This window comes from Kordiimonas sp. SCSIO 12610 (assembly GCF_024398015.1).
Taxonomy (GTDB): Bacteria; Pseudomonadota; Alphaproteobacteria; order Sphingomonadales; family Kordiimonadaceae; genus CANLMI01.
This window is the reverse complement of sequence record NZ_CP073747.1, coordinates 2,972,061-2,992,487: the sequence shown is the minus strand read 5'-3', so window position 1 is coordinate 2,992,487 and position 20,427 is coordinate 2,972,061. Positions and strand designations below refer to the sequence as shown.

The window sequence follows — 20,427 nt, the reverse complement described above, 5'->3', positions numbered from 1 at the left end:
TTGTATGGTTGATGATGTCGGTAAACAAGTCATTGCTTGGCTGAATGAAATTTGGCTGTGGTTGAATGTGAATTTCTTTGAGCCTGAGCGGCTCATTGAAATCGCTGTACTGATTATCGCCTTCTTTCTTGCACGCATCATTACGCGCTGGACCCACAAAAGCGCCACTCGTATTATCAAGACATACAGAGATACAGAAAGCGATAGAAAACCAGTTGGGTTTAGCCAGCATCGAATAGATTGGGCTGGCGTTGGGCGTCGGTTTCTTCAGCCCCTTCTTTCTGGTGCAATCGCACTGTTTTTCCTATGGAGCGGCAGGTTTGCGCTAGAACCTTTCCTGACCAATATCTATCTGCTGCCAATTGCGACTAGTCTTTTAACCGCTTGGATTGTGATAAGATTAGCGGTTGGCCTGATCGAAAATCGTGAATTTGCAAGGGTTGTCGCTATTTTCGCTTGGGCACTCGCTGCGCTCAATATTGTTGGGCTACTTGATCCTGTTATCGATATATTGGACGGCGCACGCTTCTCTTTGGGTGAAGTGAACATTTCTGTCCTTGATGTAATTGTTGGTGTTTTAAGTTTCGTATTCTTTATGTGGTTGGCCTTGGCGTTATCACGACTCATAGAGACTCGAATAAAAGCCATTAGCTCGCTTCCGCCCAGTGCCGCTGTTCTTATATCTAAATCGGGCCGAATCATTCTCTTGGCCATTGCATTCCTGATTTCCTTGAATGCAACGGGAATTGATCTGACGGCACTTGCCGTATTTGGTGGTGCCCTTGGTGTCGGTATTGGATTTGGTCTTCAAAAGGTTGTGGGGAATTTCATATCGGGAATTATCCTTTTGATCGATCGGTCAATCAAGCCGGGTGATGTGATTGAAACTGCTGGAACCTATGGGCGAATCAATAAATTGGCTGCTCGTTACACATCCGTAATAACAAGAGACGGCACTGAATTTTTAATCCCGAACGAGGACATGATTACGCAGCCGGTAGTGAATTGGTCACACTCTCACAAGCTGGTTCGTCGAAGAATTCCGGTGCAGGTATCATACCAAAGCGATATCAAAAAGGCGATGAGTTTGATGGTTGACGCAGCCTCAGAGGAGCAGCGTATTTTGGCTAATCCTGCACCTAAAACCTTGTTGAAAGGGTTTGGTGCTGATGGTGTGGATCTGGAACTTCGTATGTGGATTCAGGACCCGCAGGATGGTGTCTCAAATATTGCTAGTGATGTTATGATCAGGATATGGGATAAATTTTTGGATAACGATATCGAGTTTCCATATCCGCAGCGTGTTGTACATTTGAAAACAGATGTGCCATCAGGAGAAATGCCGAATTCATAAAAAGGTTGGGGAGTGTATAGAGTTTGTTTTGAGTACAAACACTATTCATAAGGGGAGAACTAGTTATGAATCTTGGAAAATATATAGCAAACGTTGTTATTGCCTTCATCGCCTACGGTATTCTTTACACGGTTGGTGTAGAAATTCTGTTCGCAGAAGAATATGCGGCGATGGGTACCGCAATGAGACCGGAAGAAGACATTATGGTTGGTACGTTAGCATACCATTTTGCCCAAACGGTTGTTGTTGTTTGGCTTTTTGCGAAGGCAGTCAACTCGAACAGCATAAAAGACGGTGCAATTTTTGGATTTATGATTGGCCTGTATTTGCTCGCCAGTGACAATATATGGTTCACTTCGCTCAAGGATTTCCCGTCTGATGCCCGTATCCCTATGGATATAATGCATTTGGTTGTTGGAGTTATGGTGGGTAGTTTGCTTGCTTTCCTTCATGGAAAAGGATTGTCAATGACCAAGGCGGTAACTGAATAAAAAGTGTAAGGAACTAATGTTCTTCTTTATATTCAGGAAGTAACGCCATCAAAATTAGTGTGGGCGCAGTAATCAATAATGCGCCCAATGCACTCGCAATCAAACCATGCTCCAGAAATGGTGCTACAATTGCGGTGCCTATCGATGTAACCCCGAAAATGCCGAGGATCATCAAAGCAGATGATTTTTCATCATTTTCGCCAGCGGCCATTAGGGCTCGGACAAAACCCGGTCCGCCTCTGATGCCCAAGCCTACATTCAGAACCCAAAACATGTATTTAAGATCATCAGGATCATTGCGCCCCCAAATTGCGTATGCTGTTAAAATACTACATCCAGCGACAGACACAAAAGAACCGACCCAAATGATCTTCTCCACATTTAAATGAGCGGCTAGCCAACCGGATAGATTGGAAACCGATATGAATGTAATGATCCCAACGATCTGCATGAAGATGAAATCATCAATGCTGCCGCCCATTGAGTTCTTGATTACGGTTGGTGCACTGAACACAAATACAAGTAATCCGCCGAGAATAAGGGCATGACCAAGTGAGTAGCGTATATACGTGCCGTGTTTGAGTAGCCCAATATATCCTATAGAGCCGTGATGTCTTCTGGGCTTTCCTTTTGGAAAAATATCAGCCTTTACGATCACAAAGATAGCAACCAAGCTGGTTAGAATAGCGGTGAGCGAGAACGAGCTTGTCCATCCATATTGGCTATATAGCCACGCGCCCAATATGGGTGCAAATGCGGGCACTAACGATTCGATGCTTCCCATCGCGCTCGCTGCACGAATAGCGCCTGTGGTGGAAAACAGTTTTCTAATCAGGCCAGGCGCGAGCACTGAAGCACCACTTGATGCAGCGCCCTGTAGGAAACGAATAATAATAAGGATATCAATCGAGCTAGCATAAGCTGCTGCCGCTGAAAATAAAGCATATGCCAGTAATGAACCTGCGAATAATGTTCTTCGTTCAAAATGTTTGGATATTGAGGCAAACAAAAAAAGGCCTGCACATGTGCCCGCAACGAAAACCGCCAGCACATATTGTGCTTTGACAGTTGAGGTTGAGAATATTGCCGGGAAGTCAGGAACTGTTGGCAATATCAGGTCAATTCCCGCAAGTGCGAGTATTGTTCCTGTAACAATGAGGAAAAATGCTGCAAGTGCTGCATTTAAAGAAGTTGTTTCCTGAATGCTTTCATCATCATTATTGTTTGCGTTTGTCAATATACTGCCCCATCAATTAGGGCCGTGGTTACGCCTTATCGGGGGATGCGTCAAGGTTATGGAACGCGAGAATATGGTTTAGAACATCGTCCGGTGCTTCAATCTGTGGGTAATGGCCAATCCCGTCCAAGCGTTTAACAGTTGCATTGGGGATTCTTTTTTCAAATCCGTCAGCGGCGTGCCCGCCGGATACCGGGTCAGCAGTCCCATTAATCAATATCAGGGGTACCGTTGTGCCCTTTAATGCACCAACCCATCGGTCTGCATATTGTTTCCGTTCCAACATATACCGAATGCGCCTTGCAAACGAAGAGCGGCCATTCTCACCTTTCATGACTGGCCAAAATTCGTTTAAAAATTCACCTTCCGGTCTGGTGTTGCTTCCAAAGACATCAGCGAATCCGGCCAGCATTTTTTCGCGCTTGACCAATCGTGCCCACAGCCAGCCTAATTTGCCAGCGAGTGCGAGTTGGGCGGGGCGCGGTCTGTGAAGGTCTGGTAACATGCCACCATTTAAAAATACCGAGGATAAAATACGAAAATCCAAATTTCGTGCTTGTTGGTGTGCAAACAATTCTTGTGCAACTGTATCACCAACATCATGGGCTAATATGTGCGCTTTATCAAAGCCTAGTTCACGCATCAAGGCCTCTAACATTGCAGCTTGATCCAATATCGAGCAGGTTCGTTTATACTGGTTCTCACTAAGGCCATAGTCCAGCAAGTCAGGGACAATGAGCGTGAAATACTGACAAAGAGTGTCCGTAACCCAGCACCAATCCCACCCGGCAGTTGGAAAACCATGGATGAGAAGCAAAACGGGTTTATCAGAAGAGCTTTTCTCCAGTGCCAGGCTTTCTTGTGCCTCAGAATCGGGTTTGTCTATCACACGGTAAAAAACCTTATGACCATTCCACAGGTAATAATCGCCGCGATTTTTCCATTCTTGGTAACTAATTGGTGCTGGCCACATGATTTGCCCCGACTGCTTGTTTAACGTTTCTGGGTTTGACTTGTTCGTTTGAAGAAGTCTGGTGGTTTACCCTCTAACCACGCAATAAAACGCTGTATTTCTTGATCATTACGCAAACAATCAATTGTGGCGAAATTACGGGCAAGCGTTTTTTCTTTGAAGGTCGTGTGTATTTTACGGTGACAGATGGGATGAAGAGGGACTGTTTCCTTACCACCTTGTGATTTTGGAACTAGGTGATGCATCTCAATTTTCTCGCCCAGGATACGGTCACACAACGCACATCTTTGTTCCATTTCTGATTCTTGTGGGGGTAACGTCCATGTGTCTTTTCTCGGCATGGATCATAGTTTACTAGAAGTTCCATATTTATCAATATGTCAGAATATGGCGGATGCACAATGTGCACCGTGCAACAGGGTTGGGACGTCATGAAACAATATCAGACTTTTGTAACAAATTTAGAATGTGGTCTTACAGGTGAAGACGACTATGAGGCGGGGAAAGTGCATGGCCTGTCCCGTGCCGGGCGACCATTATTGGTTCGATATGATTTAGACGGTATCAAAAATACGGTTAGCCGTGATGAAGTCTGGTCTCGCCCCGGAGGATTTTGGAAATGGCGCGAACTTTTACCTGTTACAAAAACTGAGAATGTCGTTCACCTCGGCGAAGTGGACACACCGCTTTTGAACTGCCCAAACCTAGCTCAAGACTTGGGTGTTTCGGGTGAAATAATTATCAAGGATGAAGGGCGTTTACCTACAGGCAGTTTTAAGGCACGGGGCCTCGCACTTGCTGTCGCAATGGCAAAAGAATTTGGTATCAAACGCCTCGCCATGCCAACCAACGGTAATGCGGGTGCAGCGATGGCGGCTTATGCAACGTTTGCAGGGATGGAGAGTTATATTTTCTGCCCGGATGATACACCTGATGCCAACGTGCGTGAAATTGCCCTTCAAGGGGGTAAGGTATGGCGCGTTAACGGCCTGATTAATGATTGCGGCAAGATTGTTGGAGAAGGTAAGGAAGCGATGGGATGGTTTGATGTTTCAACATTGAAAGAGCCGTACCGAATTGAAGGTAAAAAAACCATGGGGCTGGAGCTTGCAGCGCAGCTGGGTTGGGATGTTCCGGATGCGATTTTCTATCCGACCGGCGGTGGTACTGGCCTGATCGGTATGTGGAAAGCCTTTGATGAACTTGAAAAGCTAGGTTGGATTGGCTCCAAACGGCCGAAAATGATTGCAGTGCAGTCAACGGGATGTGCGCCGATTGTTAAGGCCTTTGATGAAGGGGCGAAGCACGCTGAATTATGGCAGGATGCCCATACTTTTGCCGCAGGGATCCGGGTTCCTGTTGCAGTTGGTGATCACTTGATTTTGGATGCTGTTAGGCAATCAAACGGTTTCGCTGTTGCTGTAGATGATGACAAAATCGAAGACGCACGCACTGAGATCGGAACTCGGGAAGGTATTCTTGTATGCCCTGAAGGTGCTGCAACATATGCGGCATATAAGGCTGCCCTCTCTGATGGGCGCGTATCCAAGACAGATAGGGTTGTGCTATATAATTGTGGTAATGGACTTAAGTATCCTATGCAGGAAAATTCTAAGACACTCGACCGTCATCAACCAATCGATTATAAGGCAATGATCGAACAATAATGATCATATGATTTTTGGGGTTAAAGGGAAAATAATATGCGATTTTCATTAATGGGTTTAAAAGCTGCTGCAGTTGGTGCTTTGTTGTCATTTACTAGTTTTTCCGGTCTTCACGCTGAAGAGTTGGATTATTATTTGGTGCAAGGCACGAAATATGATCAATCAGTTTTGAAACCTGCCGAGGTGTTCGGTCACGATATTGGTGACCAGCCTGCTCGTCATGATTTAATGGTTGAGTATCTTCGCAGGGTTGCAGAACAAAGCCCTCGAATGAAAGTTGAAACTATTGGCTATAGTCATGAAAGGCGCCCAATACTTTTCTTTACAATTTCTCATCCTGATAATCTTGCTAACATTGATGAAATTCGGGAAAACCACCTAAAGCGTGTTAACCCTGAAACCGCTGGTGAAGCGTCTGATGATTTGCCCGTTGTAACATGGATAAATTATGGTGTTCACGGCGCCGAAGCGAGCGGCATGGAAGCAGCTATTCCAACGGTTTATCATCTTGCGGCTGCTGAAGGTGAAGACATTGAAACAACTCTCAAAAACAGTGTCATTGTAATGGTTGCTGTCTTTAACCCTGATGGGCACAGCCGCCGTATCAGCTGGGTTTCACGCTATGGTTCAAACGTTGTTGCAACGGACCCTGCGCATGAAATTCACAACGAAGCTTGGCCAGGTGGTCGCACAAACCACTATTGGTTTGATCTTAATCGCCAGTGGCTATTACAAACCCAGCCCGAAAGTCAGGCGTGGTTAACAGCTTGGCATAAATGGAAGCCAGAAGTTTCAGCAGACTTTCACGAAATGGGGCGTGAAAGCACCTACTATTTCCACCCGGGTGTCCCAACTAGAAAATATCCTTTGATTCCGAATAAAGGTCGTGAATTGTTGGTAGAAATTGGCGACTATCATGCAAGATTTCTTGATAGTGAAGCCAAGCTGTATTTTACAGAAGAAGGCTTTGATAATTATTACATCGGGAAAGGTTCTACCTACCCACAAGTTAACGGAGGCTTGGGTATCCTGTTTGAAGCGGGCGCTCAGGCTGGTATTGCGTGGGAAAGTCGCCAAGGCTTAAAGACGTATGCAAATAATATTCGTATTCATTTCCGTACGTCACTCACAACAATCGAAGGTGCCGCCGCGATGCGCACCAGACTGCATGGTTATCAGCGAGAGTTTTTCGAAAGCGCTTTGGAGCTTGCAAAAGATGATCCGGTTAAAGCCTATGTTTTCCGTGCACCAGAGGACCCGGTTCGGGTAAATATGTTCCTGGATTTGCTCCAGAGGCACCATATTATTGTCAACAAAGTCAAAGGAACGATCAAGGCTGACGGCAAGAATTTTGGATCTGATAGTTACATCATTTCCTTAAATCAAGCGCAGTATCGTATGGCCAAAGGCTTGATGAACCGGATTACGGAATTTCCTGATAAGGTGTTCTATGATGTATCGGGTTGGACGATGCCGCTCGCATATGGGCTTGACTATGCAGAAGTTAGAGGCAGTCTTCGCGGTAAAATAGGTGAAATTGCCCTTCCTGAAACTGTGAAAGTTTCCGTTCCTGATGAAGCGCCATATGCTTATGTGTTCCGTTGGTCTGATTATTATGCACCGCGTGCTCTTAATCATCTGTTGCAGGCAGGGGTATTGGCCCGCGTTGCCACAGAACCCATGGAACTATTGACAACCAAGGGGCAGGTTAGCCTGGACCGCGGCGCTATCATTGTACCGCTTGAGCGTCAGACGCTGTCGCTTGATAGTATCCATCGTATGATGGAACAATTGGCTTTTGATAATCAAATCACCGTTCATTCAGCGATTAGCGGCCGTACGGTTAATCCTGGTGTTGAACTGGGTGGCCGCAATAGTGTTCGTGACTTGAAGGCACCAAAACCATTATTGGTTACAGGCACTGGCGTTTCCCCTTATGACGCGGGTGAAGTGTGGCACCTTTTTGATAAGCGTATGCATATGCCTCTGACATTAGTTCGTAAGGAACGCCTTGGCCGAGTTAACCTTAATGAGTACACGCACCTTATCCTAGTGGGGGGTAATGGCTCTAATGTACCGAAGTCCATGACCAAGAAAGTTCAGGACTGGGTACGTGCTGGCGGCACATTGGTAGCGCATCGCCACGGTGCTCAGTGGGCTATCAAAAATATCCTCAGCACCGCGTCTGCTAGCGAAAAGAAAACGGTAGGTAAGTCAAAGGTTGAACGCCTTCCTTACTCTGGAAAGGGGCAAGATGATGCGCGTCATGTGATTGGCGGTGCGGTCTTTGGTAGTGAACTTGATATTACGCATCCACTGGGTTTTGGTTTTACGCGCTCACTTGTTGCAACAAACCGTAACACCAGTTTCAAATTACCTGTGCCAAAAGATCCGTACGCACAGGTTGCTGTATATCAAGATAATCCTTTGATGTCTGGTTATGCATCTGATCGACGCCTTCAAGAATTGAAGGGGACACCAATGCTTACCGCTGAGCGTATGGGCCAGGGGTCGGTTATTCTGTTTGCAGATGATCCTAATTTCCGTGCGACATATGTAGGAGCAGAGAAATTGTTCCTGAATTCAATCTTTTTCTCAGGTGTATTTGACCGTGCCAATCTCTCTGGTGAGGCCGATGAGGATGCGCACGCAGAATAATACGTCAAACTAAGGAAAAAAGGAGGCCGGAGCAGTGGGTGTTCCGGCCTTTTTCGTTTATTTAAGGGAGGTAAAACGAATAAAGTATCCATGATACGAATGGGATGCTAAAACCCTTCGGTAAAAATGGTTATTGGCTGGAATTTTCTATGAACGATAATAATGTGTTGGAATTTTTGTTGGTTTGTAAAAACTGCAACGCTGAATATCTAGCGGAAATGCCAGTTGATGAGATTGACATGAATGATGAGTTGGCACCGATGGAATGTGAAGATTGCGGTAGCGATATTGATGCGAATGCAGCGCTCAAGCAAGCAATTGCCAATTCAAAGAAATGACTACAAATATATAGAGGGGCAAAGGGAAGAATATGGCTTCGGAACAAGAAAATAGTGTTCTTGCAGGGGTAGCGAAACCTACATCGCAGTTGGCAGCTGATATTAATGCGGGTTTTGCGTTTTTCCTCGATTGTGTTGTGAATTTGTTTGTGCTTTCGGGACTGTTGATTGGGGCCTTCCAGTTTCCGAGCGAGGTCGTGTTTGGTAAAATTATTCCGGGTTCAATTGTTGGTATTGTCGTTGGTAATGGTCTTTTCATCTGGCACGCTAAAAAGGTTGCTAAAGAAACCGGGAATGAAGCGATCACGAGTATCCCCCTTGGTATCGACCTTCCGACAGTGCTTGGAATGGTGTTTTTCATAGTGGGGCCCGTTTATGCAATGAATGTCGCCGAGTTGGGTGAGTTGGCAGCAGCTGAGAAAGCATGGCATCTGGGTGTGGCGAGTGCATTCTGGATGGCAATTGTTAAATTCATCTTTTCCTTCTTTGGTAGCCGAATGCAAAAAGAATTGCCGCAAATGGCACTTATCGGTGCGATGGCGGGGATTTCGTTGGTATGGCTGGGTGCCGAAGCAATCTTTGGTATTTTTGCATTGCCTGAGGTGGGAATTATTTCTCTCATTATCATGGCGTTCTCATTAATTTCTGGTCACAAACTGCCATTTGCTCTGCCGGGTGCGATTCTGGCAATTGTCGCAGGAACCGTCCTCTACTACGTGCTTGCATTCAGTGGATTTTCCGACGCAGGCTATATTTTGAAGACGGCCCCAGACCTTCAATCAGCATTTCCGATGCCAACCCTCGCAGGGCCTACGGGGATGTTTGGTGAAGTAACAGGATATCTCGGGATTATTATTCCATTTGCGATTTTGATTGCCGCAAGCAGTGTAAACGTTGTCGCGGGTGCTCGGATTATTGGTGACACATATGATCCGGGCAAGGTTGTTCGTATCGATTCCGCAACAACAGCCATTAGCGCTTTGTTTGGTGGAATGGTACAAACAACACCGTATTTCGGGCACACGACATACAAACGAATGGGGGCCCGTACTGGATACGCGATTGGGGTATCAGCTTTTGTTGCGGTTGGTGGTTTCCTGGGCGTTATTGCCTTTGCGTCCCAAATGATCCCTGAAGCCGTTTTGAAACCGATTTTGGTTGTCGTTGCTTCGGACATTCTGCGTCTTGCATTTTCTGGCGGGTCGGTTGCCCATGCACCAGCATTATTATTTGCAGCGGTGCCGGGTATTCTGAATTATGCCTATACAAAGGTTTCAGACTTGTACGGTAGAGTTGGGGACGTTGTTAGCACGTTACCGGCTGATTGGATGTATAATTACACTTTGTTGGGGGCAATGTCGCGCGGCTATATTTTAACTAGCCTCATTTGGGGTGCAATGATTGTTTGGATTATTGACCGTAAATTGATCCGTGCGGCTGTCGCAGCCTTCAGTGCTGCCATTCTCGTTGAATTTGGAATCATTCATTCGGTATTACCATCGTCAGGCATGTATACGCCGTGGAATATTCCTGATCTTGGGGGCGCTGAAATCTTGCCTCATAGGTTGGCGATTGGATATTTAATAGCTGGTTTGATGCTGGTTTTATTCTCGCTGACAAAAAGTGATAATAAAATTGAAGGTAATACTTGACCATTTGGTCAAGATTTGGCTTTTTAGCGCCAGCAAAAATGAAACACTTGAGCGATACCCTTAAGGTACGGTTATGTGATTGAGGTTTATTATGACACTAGAAACTTCTGTTGGCGTTGAACGAGCCCCGACATGTGTTAACCAGGGAACGTCATTTCATCCAGAATGGTTAGATGATATTCGGATCAACAAAAGCGCTGTCGAGCGCCGCGTGGGCACGCTGGGCGCGCGTAGGTCTGTAAAAAAAGACTCTCAGATTGCTTTCATGTTAAAAGCGATCAGTTGTATTGACCTGACAACACTCGCTGGTGATGACACGGTTGGTCGGGTTAAGCGCTTATGTGCGAAAGCCCGAAACCCGGTTCAGAAAAGCATCTTAAAATCCTTTGAGATGGAGAGCCTTGGGCTAACAACAGGTGCCGTTTGTGTTTATCATGAAATGGTTGAAACCGCTGTTAAAGCCCTTGAAGGGACGGGCGTTCCCGTCGCTGCGGTTTCAACAGGCTTTCCAGCAGGACTGGCGCCGATTGAAACCCGCATAGAAGAGATCAGGAAATCTGTAGCGGCTGGTGCCAGAGAAATTGATATCGTGATTACGCGTTCGCATGTGCTGACTGGCAATTGGCATGCGCTTTATGAAGAAGTGAAAGCTTTTAAGGAAGCATGCGGCAGTGCACACATGAAAGCTATTTTGGCAACAGGTGAGCACGGTAACCTGACACAAGTTGCCAAGGCCTCAATGACAGCCATGATGGCCGGTGCGGATTTCATCAAAACGTCCACGGGTATGGAAGGCGTCAACGCGACCTTACCGGTTTCATTAGTTATGGTCCGGCAGATTCGTGATTTTTACGAACGCACAGGTATTAAGGTTGGCTACAAGCCGGCGGGTGGCATTCGAAAAGCAAAAGATGCTGTGACGTACCTTGTACTTATGAAAGAAGAATTAGGCCGCGCGTGGTTGGAGCCTGAATTGTTTAGGTTTGGTGCATCAGGGCTTCTCGGTGACATCGAACGGCAGCTCGAATATCATGCTATTGGTGGATATTCAGCATCATACAGGCATCCAATAGGTTAGGGGAACAGGACAATGAGTGTAGCAGAAAAGTTTGCAAGCATGGATTATGCACCAGCCCCTGAAAGCAGGGCAAAAGCCGATGAATGGCTGTCTTCACATGGTGGGCAGTTGGGTCTTTATATTAACGGTGAATGGATCAAGCCTGAGGGTGCTGCCAAAATAGCATCGTACGCACCGTCTACAGGCGAAAAGCTGACAGATATTACAGTTGCTAGCCAAGAAAATGTTGATCTTGCGATTGCTTCAGCGCGCAAAGCCCAGGCAAAGTGGGGCGCCCTTGGTGGGCATGGTCGTGCGCGTTATTTATATGCATTAGCGCGGTTGGTTCAAAAGCATTCCCGTATCTTGGCGGTTCTGGAATCGCTTGATAACGGCAAACCTATCCGCGAAAGCCGTGATCTCGATATTCCACTTGTGGCGCGCCATTTCTACCATCACGCAGGATGGGCGCAGTTGATTGATGACGAATATGCTGACTATGAAGCGCTCGGCGTAGCAGGTCAGGTTATTCCTTGGAATTTCCCGCTTTTGATGCTTGCTTGGAAAGTTGCGCCAGCGCTCGCGGCAGGTAACACTGTTGTTCTCAAGCCAGCTGAGTTCACAAGCTTAACCTCTATCAAGTTTGCTGAATTGTGTGAAGAAGCGGGCCTTCCAAAAGGCGTTCTGAATATTGTAACCGGTGATGGTGATGTTGGCGCGATGGTTGTTGACGGCGATGTGGATAAGGTTGCTTTCACCGGATCAACTGACGTGGGTAAATTAATTCGTCGTTCGGTTGCGGGAACGGGTAAGAAACTGACATTGGAGTTAGGCGGTAAAGGGCCTTATATTGTCTTCGAAGATGCTGATATCGATGGTGCAATTGAAGGTCTTGTGGATGCCATCTGGTTTAACCAAGGGCAGGTTTGCTGCGCTGGTTCTCGTCTTTTGATTCAAGAGGGCATCGCCGACCGTTTCATTGAGAAACTCAAGGCGCGTATGTCTCAGCTTCGTGTAGGTGATAGCCTTGATAAATGTATTGATGTAGGTGCCTTGATCGATAAGGTTCAAAAGGAACGCATTGAGGGCCTTATAAAAACTGGTGTTGAAGAAGGCGCAAGTGTCTGGCAGGCACCATGCCAGTTACCGGGTGAGGGCGTGTTTATGGCTCCGACACTGGTGACAGATGTCGGAATGGAAAATACGCTTCTGCGGGAAGAAATTTTTGGCCCTGTTTTGACGACAATCACTTTCCGCACACAGCAGGAAGCAGTTTCGCTCGCAAATAACTCCCGCTACGGGCTTGCAGCCAGCGTTTGGTCCGAGAGCGTTTCACGGGCGCTTGAAGTTGCTCCTGCGCTTAAGGCGGGTGTAGTATGGGTTAATGGCGCCAATATGTTTGATGCAGCCGTTGGCTTTGGTGGTTACCGCGAATCAGGATTTGGACGCGAGGGCGGTCATGAGGGTATGCTCGCATACCTGAAACCTAAGTTTGAAGCAAAATTGAAGAATGCTACGCCTATACAAATGCCTGAGCAATTGACTATGCCCAAAAATACTGGTGGCATGCCTGGTGTGGACCAAACTGCAAAGCATTATATGGGCGGCAAGCAAGCACGCCCAGACGGTGGTGACTCTCGGGAAATATGGGATCATAAGGGCAAATATGCAGGCCTTGTTGCTGAGGGTAATTATAAAGATATAAGAAACGCTGTTGAGGCGGCTACGGCTGCTGGTGGTTGGGCAGCGACAACATCGCATTTAAAGGCTCAGATTTTATATTATATCGCAGAAAACCTCGGCTATCGGTTCGAGGAGTTTTCAAACAAACTTCAAAGCCTGACAGGCGTGTCTGCGAAACGGGCGAACGAAGAAGTAGAACTTTCTATCCAGCGTCTGTTCAGTGCGGCTGCATACGCAGACAAATTTGAAGGGCGCGTGCATGAGCCGCCAATGCGCGGCGTTGCAATTGCAATGAATGAACCGCTAGGCGTGATGGGAATTGCTTGCCCGGACGAAGCGCCACTTCTTGGGTTTGTAACGTTAATGAGCCATGCAATTGCCATGGGGAACAGTACGATTATTATTCCGAGCGAACGGTATCCATCATTTGCAACGGATTTCTATCAAATACTGGAAACATCTGATTTGCCTGCGGGTGTTGTGAATATTGTGACTGGTGGCCGTGATGCTCTTGCTGCGCCGCTTGCGAAGCACTTGGGTATAGATGGTTTGTGGTATTTTGGCGACCAGAAGGGTGCTGCAATGGTTGAAACACATGCCGCTGAAAACATGAAGCGCACGTGGGTTAGTTATGGCAAGGCCTACGATTGGTTCGATACCAAAACACTGGCAAGCCGCTTTATCCTTGAAAAAGCAATCGAGGTTAAAAATATCTGGGTACCATATGGTGACCAGAATACAAAAAGCGGAAGTTACTAGGGTGTAACCTTACTTATAAAAAAAGCCGACGAAACTCTCGTCGGCTTTTTGGGTCATGGAGTAAATGTAACGGATTAAATATCCTGCACAAATTTACGCAGTAATTTTTCAAGATTAACCGCCGCCTTTGCACCATATTCCATTGTCTCATCATGAGTGAGCTCACCTTCCACCATTCCAGCGGCATAATTGGTGATTGAGCTGATGCCAACAACTTTCATGCCGCAGTGGCGGGCAGCCAGACATTCCGGAACGGTTGACATGCCAACCGCGTTTGCACCCATTGTTCTAAAGGCGCGAATTTCAGCCGGTGTTTCAAAGTTTGGCCCTTTAACCATGATATAGACCCCGCTGAATAATGGGAAATCAAGACCATCAGCGGCCTTGTGTAGCTTTTGTGTTAATTCAGCGTCCCATGCGTTCCCCATATCGGGAAAGCGAACACCAATACGGTCATCGTTAATACCGGTAAGCGGGTTAATCCCTGATAGATTGATATGGTCAGTGATTGCCATCAAACTACCAGGAGCCGCTTCTGTATCAAGGCTGCCTGCTGCATTTGTAACGACGAGAGTTTCAACGCCGAGAGCCCACAAGACGCGTGTAGCGAAAGCCAATTTCTCACCGCTATGCCCTTCATAGCCATGAACACGGCCTTGCATGCAAATAACAGGTACGCCTTCCAATTTTCCGATCAGCATTCGACCAGCATGCCCTTGCACAGTTGTAACAGGGAAATGAGGGAGCTCATTGAAAGGGAATACCACTGCGTCTTCTATTGAATCAGCGAGGCTATTGAGCCCACTTCCGAGAATCATCGCGGTTTTTGGGATATCACCGTTCACTTTGCCGCGTACAAATTCTGCGCATGCTTGAATATTTTCATATGACATAGTTTTGTCCTTGTATCAGGTAAACCAGTTAACCGAGGTCGATTTCTGGTAGCTCTAGCCCTTTGTGTTCTTTGATTTCTTCTACGCTCATATCCGTTAGCTCATGCGGAAATACGAGCCAGTCATCTGTTTCGTGGCAATAGAAATCAGGCACAAGCTTGGTAACGTTGCGTTCCGGCTTGTAGAAAACGGTAGCAATCTTGATAACTTCCGGTGTGTTTCTACGGCACTTTTCTTTCAAATGCGCAATAATAGCGTCGATTGAACGACCAGAATCAAATACATCGTCAACAATCAGAAGGCTATCTTCTGCATTGATGTTGTTCACGATATATTCCATGCCGTGAACTTTTACCTCTTTCTGTTGCTGCATACCGATGTAACTGGAAGTGCGAATAGCAATGTGGTCGGTTTGAACCTTGTAATAATCCAGTATCTCCTGAACGGCTATACCTGTTGGGGTGCCTCCGCGCCATACGCCAACGATAAACTTCGGAAGAAAACCACTTTTAAGAATTTGAATGCCAAGCTGAAAGGAATCGTCCAGTAATTCCTGTGCTGTTACATAATGTTTTTGAACACTCATAAACCTTAAACCCCTTTAGTTCCGAACAAACGATCACCAGCATCGCCGAGTCCGGGAACAATATAACTTTTCTCGTTAAGTTTTTCGTCAATTGACGCTGTCACCACAGGAACATCAGGATGTGCTTTTGTAAATGTCTCAATTCCTTCGGGCGCTGCAAGTAAGCAGACGAAGCGAATATCTTTTGCGCCAACCGCTTTAATCTCTTCGATTGCACGAACAGCCGAATTCCCAGTTGCCAGCATTGGGTCCAGAACAACAGTGGTTCGTTCTGCCAAACCTTTTGGAACTTTGAAGAAATATTTGGTTGGTTGCAGCGTTTTCTCATCTCTGGCAAGGCCGATCTGGCCAACACGTGCTGATGGAACCAGATCCAACATCGGTCCAAGAAGGCCATCGCCAGCACGTAGAACAGAAATGAATGTTAATTTCTTCCCAGCCAGAACAGGCGCCTCTGTTGCGCATACGGGTGTTTCGATATTTATCTTGCCTAACTGGAGGTCCCGAAGGGCCTCGTATCCTAGGAATAAGCCGATTTCGCGTAATAATTTTCTGAATTCTGCGGTGCTTGCCTCGCGTCTGCGCATAAGTGTTAACTTATGTTGCACAAGAGGATGATCGACGATGGTAACATTTGATGTCATTGAAAATTGCCCTTCAAAATACCAGTCTTGATTTCTGTTAAATGAGTATTTTTGTAAATCTTCATATGCAATTCTAATTTAATTGTCGAATGAATCTTGACTGATTGGTCAAAAATGATTGACCAAATTCTATCTCTCTGGTTTTTTACGTGATATCTATACGCTGTGTCGATAATAAAAGAAGCGTTATAAAAGAAAACTTACATTTGAGAGTGATATGTCTGAGATTGATAAATTAATTTCTGCTGCCAGTGTTGCACGCCAATCCGCGCATGCGCCGTATTCAGATCATCCTGTTGGTGCTGCAGTCTTATCATCAAATGGTAAAATATATACTGGCTGTAATGTTGAAAACGCGGCCTATCCTCTTGGGATGTGCGCAGAAGCTCTGGCGATTGGAAATATGATCTTGGCTGAGCATTCATCCAAGATTGAGGCTATTGTTATTAGTGGGCCAGGAAAACACTTATGTTCACCTTGTGGTGGATGTCGGCAGCGAATTCGTGAATTCAGCGATGCAAAAACGGCAATATATGTTTGTGATAATGAAAATACTGTCTTGCTTGAGACTACTTTAGATGAATTGTTGCCTTACTCCTTTGGGCCAGAAAATCTAGAAAAATAAAAACGAGAATTATGATGGATAATAAGGGTAGTTTTTTACCACAGGAAATCATTCGGCAAAAACGCGATGGCGCCACTTTGACTGACGCTCAGATTGCAGACTTTGTTGCTGGTATTACAGATGCTAGCGTTACTGACGCACAAATATCAGCGTTAGCGATGGCAGTGTTTTTCAATGGAATGACACCGGAAGAGGGGGCTGCGCTTACGCTTTCGATGCGCGATTCCGGGACTGTTATTAATTGGGGCGACTATGGTTTCGACAAAGATGCTCCAATCGTTGATAAGCATTCTACAGGCGGCGTTGGTGATAAAGTTAGCCTTATGCTTGCTCCGATCGTTGCAGCGATTGGCGGGTATGTCCCTATGATTTCTGGTCGTGGGCTTGGGCATACTGGCGGTACACTAGATAAGCTAGAGTCTATACCGGGTTACGATGCTTTTCCAGATGTAGAGGTATTTGCAGGTATCACGAAGGAAATTGGCTGTTCAATTATTGGGCAAACAGCAAACTTGGCCCCTGCTGACAAAAGATTTTATGGTGTTCGGGACGTTACAGCAACAGTGGAGTCAGTTCCTCTGATTACCGCATCTATTCTGTCCAAGAAACTGGCAGCAGGCCTTAATGCCTTGGTTATGGATGTGAAGTTTGGGAACGGTGCTTTTATGGATAGCGCACCGAAAGCCCAAATACTTGCTGAGAATATAGTAAGAGTGGCAAACGCGGCCGGCGTGCCTACAACAGCACTCCTCACCGATATGAATCAGGTTTTAGGGCGAACAGCTGGTAACGCTGTAGAGCTGATTGAGACTGTCGAATTCCTGCGTAATCCTGGTTCTGCAGACCAGCGGCTTGTTGATGTGACACTTGGTCTGGCTGCTCATATGGCGTCGCTTGGGAAAATATATTCAACGCCGTCAGAGGCGAGGTCTCATGCAAAAGCTGCTCTTGAAAACGGGCGAGCCCTTGAAATATTTGCAAAGATGGTAGCCGCTCAAAAGGGCCCGATTGATTTCATAGAAAATCCAACCAAGTATCTTGATATTGCGCCAGTCGAGCGCGCGGTCTATGTGAAGGATACTGGTTTTGTCTCTGCTATGGATACGAGGGCTATTGGTGTAGCAGTTGTGGCCCTTGGTGGTGGAAGAGTAAACCCTGGCCATGCTATTGATCACTCTGTCGGTATTACAGAGATTGCTCAAATCGGTGATCGAGTAGACCGGGATAAACCAATCGCTATGGTTTATGCGAAGAATGAAGCGGATGCAGATATTGCCGAAGAAACATTAAAGGGTGCATTTGTTGTGTCTGAGGGGCAACCCAATATGTCCCCGGTTGTTACGAATGTGATTGAAGGATAGGTACAATGGCTAGATCGTTCATTTTAGTGCTCGATAGTTTTGGTATTGGTGAAACTACTGACGCTGATAAGTTTGGCGATGTTGGGGCGAACACGCTTGGCCATATTGCTGAATGGTGCGCTAATGGGAACGTAAATGATGATCGCCCAACGCCCGGGCCATTGGCGATACCTAACATGATAAAGCTAGGTTTAGGCAAAGCCTATCAGAACGTAACTGGAAACGAACCAGCAAAACTTGGATTTGATGGTGAGGTGACTGGCATGTTCGGGGCTTGCGCGGAACAGTCCTATGGGAAGGATACGCCCTCGGGTCATTGGGAAATGGCTGGTGTTCCGGTCAGATTTGACTGGGGGTATTTCCCACCTGAATATCCTAGTTTTCCAGAAGCGTTAACGAATGCGCTTGTAGAACGATGTAAACTTCCCGGTGTTATTGGGAATAAACATGCTTCAGGTACAGTTGTTTTAGAGGAATTGGGCGAAGAGCACATTCGTACTGGTATGCCGATTGTTTACACATCAGCCGATAGTGTATTTCAAATTGCTGCACATGAAGAGCATTTTGGTTTGGACCGCCTATATAGCGTTTGTGAAGTTGCCCGTGAGTTGGTTGATGAATATGAAATTGGTCGTGTCATTGCGCGCCCGTTTATTGGTGAAAAGGGTACATTCGAGCGTACGGGAAATCGCAGAGATTATGCGACACCGCCACCATCGCCAACATTACTTGATAAACTTGCTGCAAATGGCCGCGAGGTAATTTCTATTGGAAAGATTGCCGATATATTCGCCCATCAAGGACTGACGCGAAAAATTAAAGCGACTGGAAACGCCGCTTTGTTTGACGCAACACTTAGTGAGGCGAAAGCAGCACCGGATGGATCGTTAATTTTTACAAATTTTGTAGATTTTGATCAAAATTTTGGACATCGCCGAAATGTAGGCGGGTATGCAGCGGCACTTGAATATTTTGATAGCAGACTTCCTGAATTAATGGCGCTATTACAAGATGATGATATGGTGATCCTGACGGCGGATCATGGGTGTGACCCAACATGGCCAGGGACAGACCACACACGAGAGCATGTCCCTTTTGTTGCGTTTGGACGAAATATTGCTGCGCGTAATATTGGTGTGCGAGACAGTTTTGCCGATATTGGACAAACGGTCGCTAGTCATTTGAATATTGCACCACTCGAAGAGGGTGTTTGTGCACTAACCACATAGAAAGGTGGTAATATGAAACGGTTTATTATTCCAGTTTACTTGATGTCTAGTGTGGTTTTTAGTCATGAGGCGCTCCTCGCTGACGCACCTAAAATTGCAAAACTACCAGATGCTTCACAGAATTTGACCAGGATTGCATTTGGTTCCTGCGCTGACGAAGAAATTGCACAGCCAATCTGGAAACAAATTGCTGCGGATAACCCTGAGCTTTTCCTTTTTATTGGCGATAATGTGTATGCCGATAAAAACCGAGGTGAATGGGTTAATGATTTTAGTCGCGCAGAACTGGAATACTCATACCGTACACTACAACAACACCCAGAATTTACAGATTTCCAGTCGAAGTTTCCCATGCTTGTAACATGGGACGACCATGATTTTGGCAAAAATGACGCTGGTATAGAATTTGATCTGAAGACGGATGCCAAGGAATTAATGCTCGAAACCTTTGGTTTACCGCAAGATTCGTCGATTGCTGACCGTGACGGTGTATATCATTCTGCGTATTTTGGTGAGGATGGGAAACGTATCCAAATCATTATGCTTGATACGCGTTGGTATAGAAGCGCTTTAACAGTCACTGACGAGCGGGGAGCTAAAGGCAAAGAGCGTTATTTACCGAGCCAGGATCCTGATCAGGATATGCTTGGCGATGCTCAGTGGAAATGGCTCGCTGAGGAGCTTGAGAAGCCAGCAGATTTGAGATTGTTGGTGTCTTCTATACAGGTTCTTGCAGATGGCCATGGATGGGAAGCATGGCGTACCATGCCTAAAGAGCGTGAGCGTCTATACAAATTGTTACAGGACACCGGGGCGAGCAATACAGTAATTCTCTCTGGTGATAGGCATGTTGGTGGATTTTATCAAAAATCAGATGTGTTCAAGTCGAAATTAACGGAAATTACATCGAGTTCTTTAAATTTATCCTTCAATTCAGGTAAGGTCGATGAAACGGGCCCGAATCAGTTAGGCGATTTATACGGTCCAGAGAATTATGGCTTGATTTTAGTCGACTGGAACACTGGTCAAGTTTCACTGAATCTGAAGAATAATACAGGCCAAGTGGTACAAAACGTGTCCATATCGATAAAATAGTTACCGAATAGCAACAGTTGTTCAAGAACCGTTAAGAAAGCCCCTAAGTTTGTTGACGAATCTGTCATAAAACTGAAAAGGAGCGTCAATAAAAGAGATGGCGACGAAAGAAGCCGGTCTTTTTT

General features: G+C 46.1%; 17 protein-coding genes and 1 pseudogene. 12 read left to right on the top strand and 6 right to left on the bottom strand.

What is annotated here, in order from left to right; translation table 11 throughout:
* Positions 1-4: 4 nt before the first annotated feature.
* Both KFF44_RS13740 and KFF44_RS13735 read left to right on the top strand, forming a co-directional pair.
* On the top strand, positions 5-1,354 hold the full coding sequence (locus KFF44_RS13740; RefSeq protein WP_255935176.1) for a mechanosensitive ion channel family protein: 1,350 nt from the start codon (positions 5-7) through the stop codon (positions 1,352-1,354).
* A 65-nt stretch (positions 1,355-1,419) separates the two neighbouring features.
* Entirely contained in the window at positions 1,420-1,845 is a 426-nt protein-coding gene (locus KFF44_RS13735) for a hypothetical protein (RefSeq protein ID WP_255935175.1), read from the top strand.
* Positions 1,846-1,858: 13 nt separating this feature from the next.
* On the opposite strand, the gene KFF44_RS13730 is transcribed toward KFF44_RS13735, so the two are convergent.
* From KFF44_RS13730 to KFF44_RS13720, 3 genes are read right to left on the bottom strand one after another with little or no spacing between them, the layout of a single operon-like run.
* A complete protein-coding gene (locus tag KFF44_RS13730) occupies positions 1,859-3,082 on the bottom strand; it encodes an MFS transporter (RefSeq protein WP_255935173.1) in 1,224 nt (407 codons plus the stop codon).
* A 28-nt stretch (positions 3,083-3,110) separates the two neighbouring features.
* Positions 3,111-4,055: an alpha/beta fold hydrolase gene (locus KFF44_RS13725; protein ID WP_255935170.1), complete on the bottom strand. Its 945-nt coding sequence runs from the start codon at positions 4,053-4,055 to the stop codon at positions 3,111-3,113.
* Between the two features lie 20 nt (positions 4,056-4,075).
* On the bottom strand, positions 4,076-4,351 hold the full coding sequence (locus tag KFF44_RS13720; protein WP_255935167.1) for an HNH endonuclease: 276 nt from the start codon (positions 4,349-4,351) through the stop codon (positions 4,076-4,078).
* A gap of 135 nt (positions 4,352-4,486) precedes the next feature.
* On the opposite strand from KFF44_RS13720, the gene KFF44_RS13715 reads away from it, so the two are divergent.
* The 6 genes from KFF44_RS13715 (at position 4,487) to KFF44_RS13690 (ending at position 13,869) form a co-directional block, all read left to right on the top strand.
* Positions 4,487-5,722: a threonine synthase gene (locus tag KFF44_RS13715; protein WP_255935165.1), complete on the top strand. Its 1,236-nt coding sequence runs from the start codon at positions 4,487-4,489 to the stop codon at positions 5,720-5,722.
* A 36-nt stretch (positions 5,723-5,758) separates the two neighbouring features.
* On the top strand, positions 5,759-8,380 hold the full coding sequence (locus KFF44_RS13710) for a M14 family zinc carboxypeptidase (protein WP_255935163.1): 2,622 nt from the start codon (positions 5,759-5,761) through the stop codon (positions 8,378-8,380).
* 149 nt (positions 8,381-8,529) lie between these two features.
* Entirely contained in the window at positions 8,530-8,718 is a 189-nt protein-coding gene (locus KFF44_RS13705) for a hypothetical protein (protein ID WP_255935160.1), read from the top strand.
* A gap of 32 nt (positions 8,719-8,750) precedes the next feature.
* Positions 8,751-10,370, top strand: a complete 1,620-nt coding sequence (locus KFF44_RS13700; RefSeq protein WP_255935158.1) for a hypothetical protein — start codon at positions 8,751-8,753, stop codon at positions 10,368-10,370.
* 91 nt (positions 10,371-10,461) lie between these two features.
* A complete protein-coding gene (deoC, locus tag KFF44_RS13695; protein ID WP_255935139.1) occupies positions 10,462-11,448 on the top strand; it encodes a deoxyribose-phosphate aldolase in 987 nt (328 codons plus the stop codon).
* A gap of 12 nt (positions 11,449-11,460) precedes the next feature.
* Entirely contained in the window at positions 11,461-13,869 is a 2,409-nt protein-coding gene (locus KFF44_RS13690) for an aldehyde dehydrogenase family protein (protein ID WP_255935136.1), read from the top strand.
* A 74-nt stretch (positions 13,870-13,943) separates the two neighbouring features.
* On the opposite strand, the gene KFF44_RS13685 is transcribed toward KFF44_RS13690, so the two are convergent.
* Genes KFF44_RS13685 through upp form a run of 3 tightly spaced genes read right to left on the bottom strand, consistent with a single transcriptional unit; the run spans position 13,944 to position 15,992 of the window.
* The gene (locus KFF44_RS13685; RefSeq protein WP_255935133.1) at positions 13,944-14,762 is read right to left on the bottom strand and encodes a purine-nucleoside phosphorylase; all 819 of its coding nucleotides are present in this window, start codon (positions 14,760-14,762) and stop codon (positions 13,944-13,946) included.
* 28 nt (positions 14,763-14,790) lie between these two features.
* Entirely contained in the window at positions 14,791-15,348 is a 558-nt protein-coding gene (locus tag KFF44_RS13680) for a phosphoribosyltransferase (RefSeq protein WP_255935131.1), read from the bottom strand.
* A gap of 5 nt (positions 15,349-15,353) precedes the next feature.
* Positions 15,354-15,992 (bottom strand): uracil phosphoribosyltransferase, encoded by a 639-nt coding sequence (gene upp, locus KFF44_RS13675; RefSeq protein WP_255935129.1) that lies wholly within the window; start codon positions 15,990-15,992, stop codon positions 15,354-15,356.
* A gap of 205 nt (positions 15,993-16,197) precedes the next feature.
* On the opposite strand from upp, the pseudogene cdd reads away from it, so the two are divergent.
* The 4 genes and pseudogenes from cdd to KFF44_RS13655 all read left to right on the top strand — a co-directional run.
* A pseudogene (gene cdd, locus KFF44_RS13670) lies at positions 16,198-16,617 on the top strand (cytidine deaminase); the annotation flags it as partial.
* Positions 16,618-16,631: 14 nt separating this feature from the next.
* Positions 16,632-17,978, top strand: coding sequence for a thymidine phosphorylase (gene deoA, locus KFF44_RS13665; protein WP_370691169.1), 1,347 nt, complete (start codon positions 16,632-16,634; stop codon positions 17,976-17,978).
* A 5-nt stretch (positions 17,979-17,983) separates the two neighbouring features.
* Entirely contained in the window at positions 17,984-19,207 is a 1,224-nt protein-coding gene (locus KFF44_RS13660; protein WP_255935123.1) for a phosphopentomutase, read from the top strand.
* Between the two features lie 12 nt (positions 19,208-19,219).
* A complete protein-coding gene (locus KFF44_RS13655) occupies positions 19,220-20,302 on the top strand; it encodes an alkaline phosphatase D family protein (protein ID WP_255935121.1) in 1,083 nt (360 codons plus the stop codon).
* Positions 20,303-20,427: the final 125 nt, after the last annotated feature.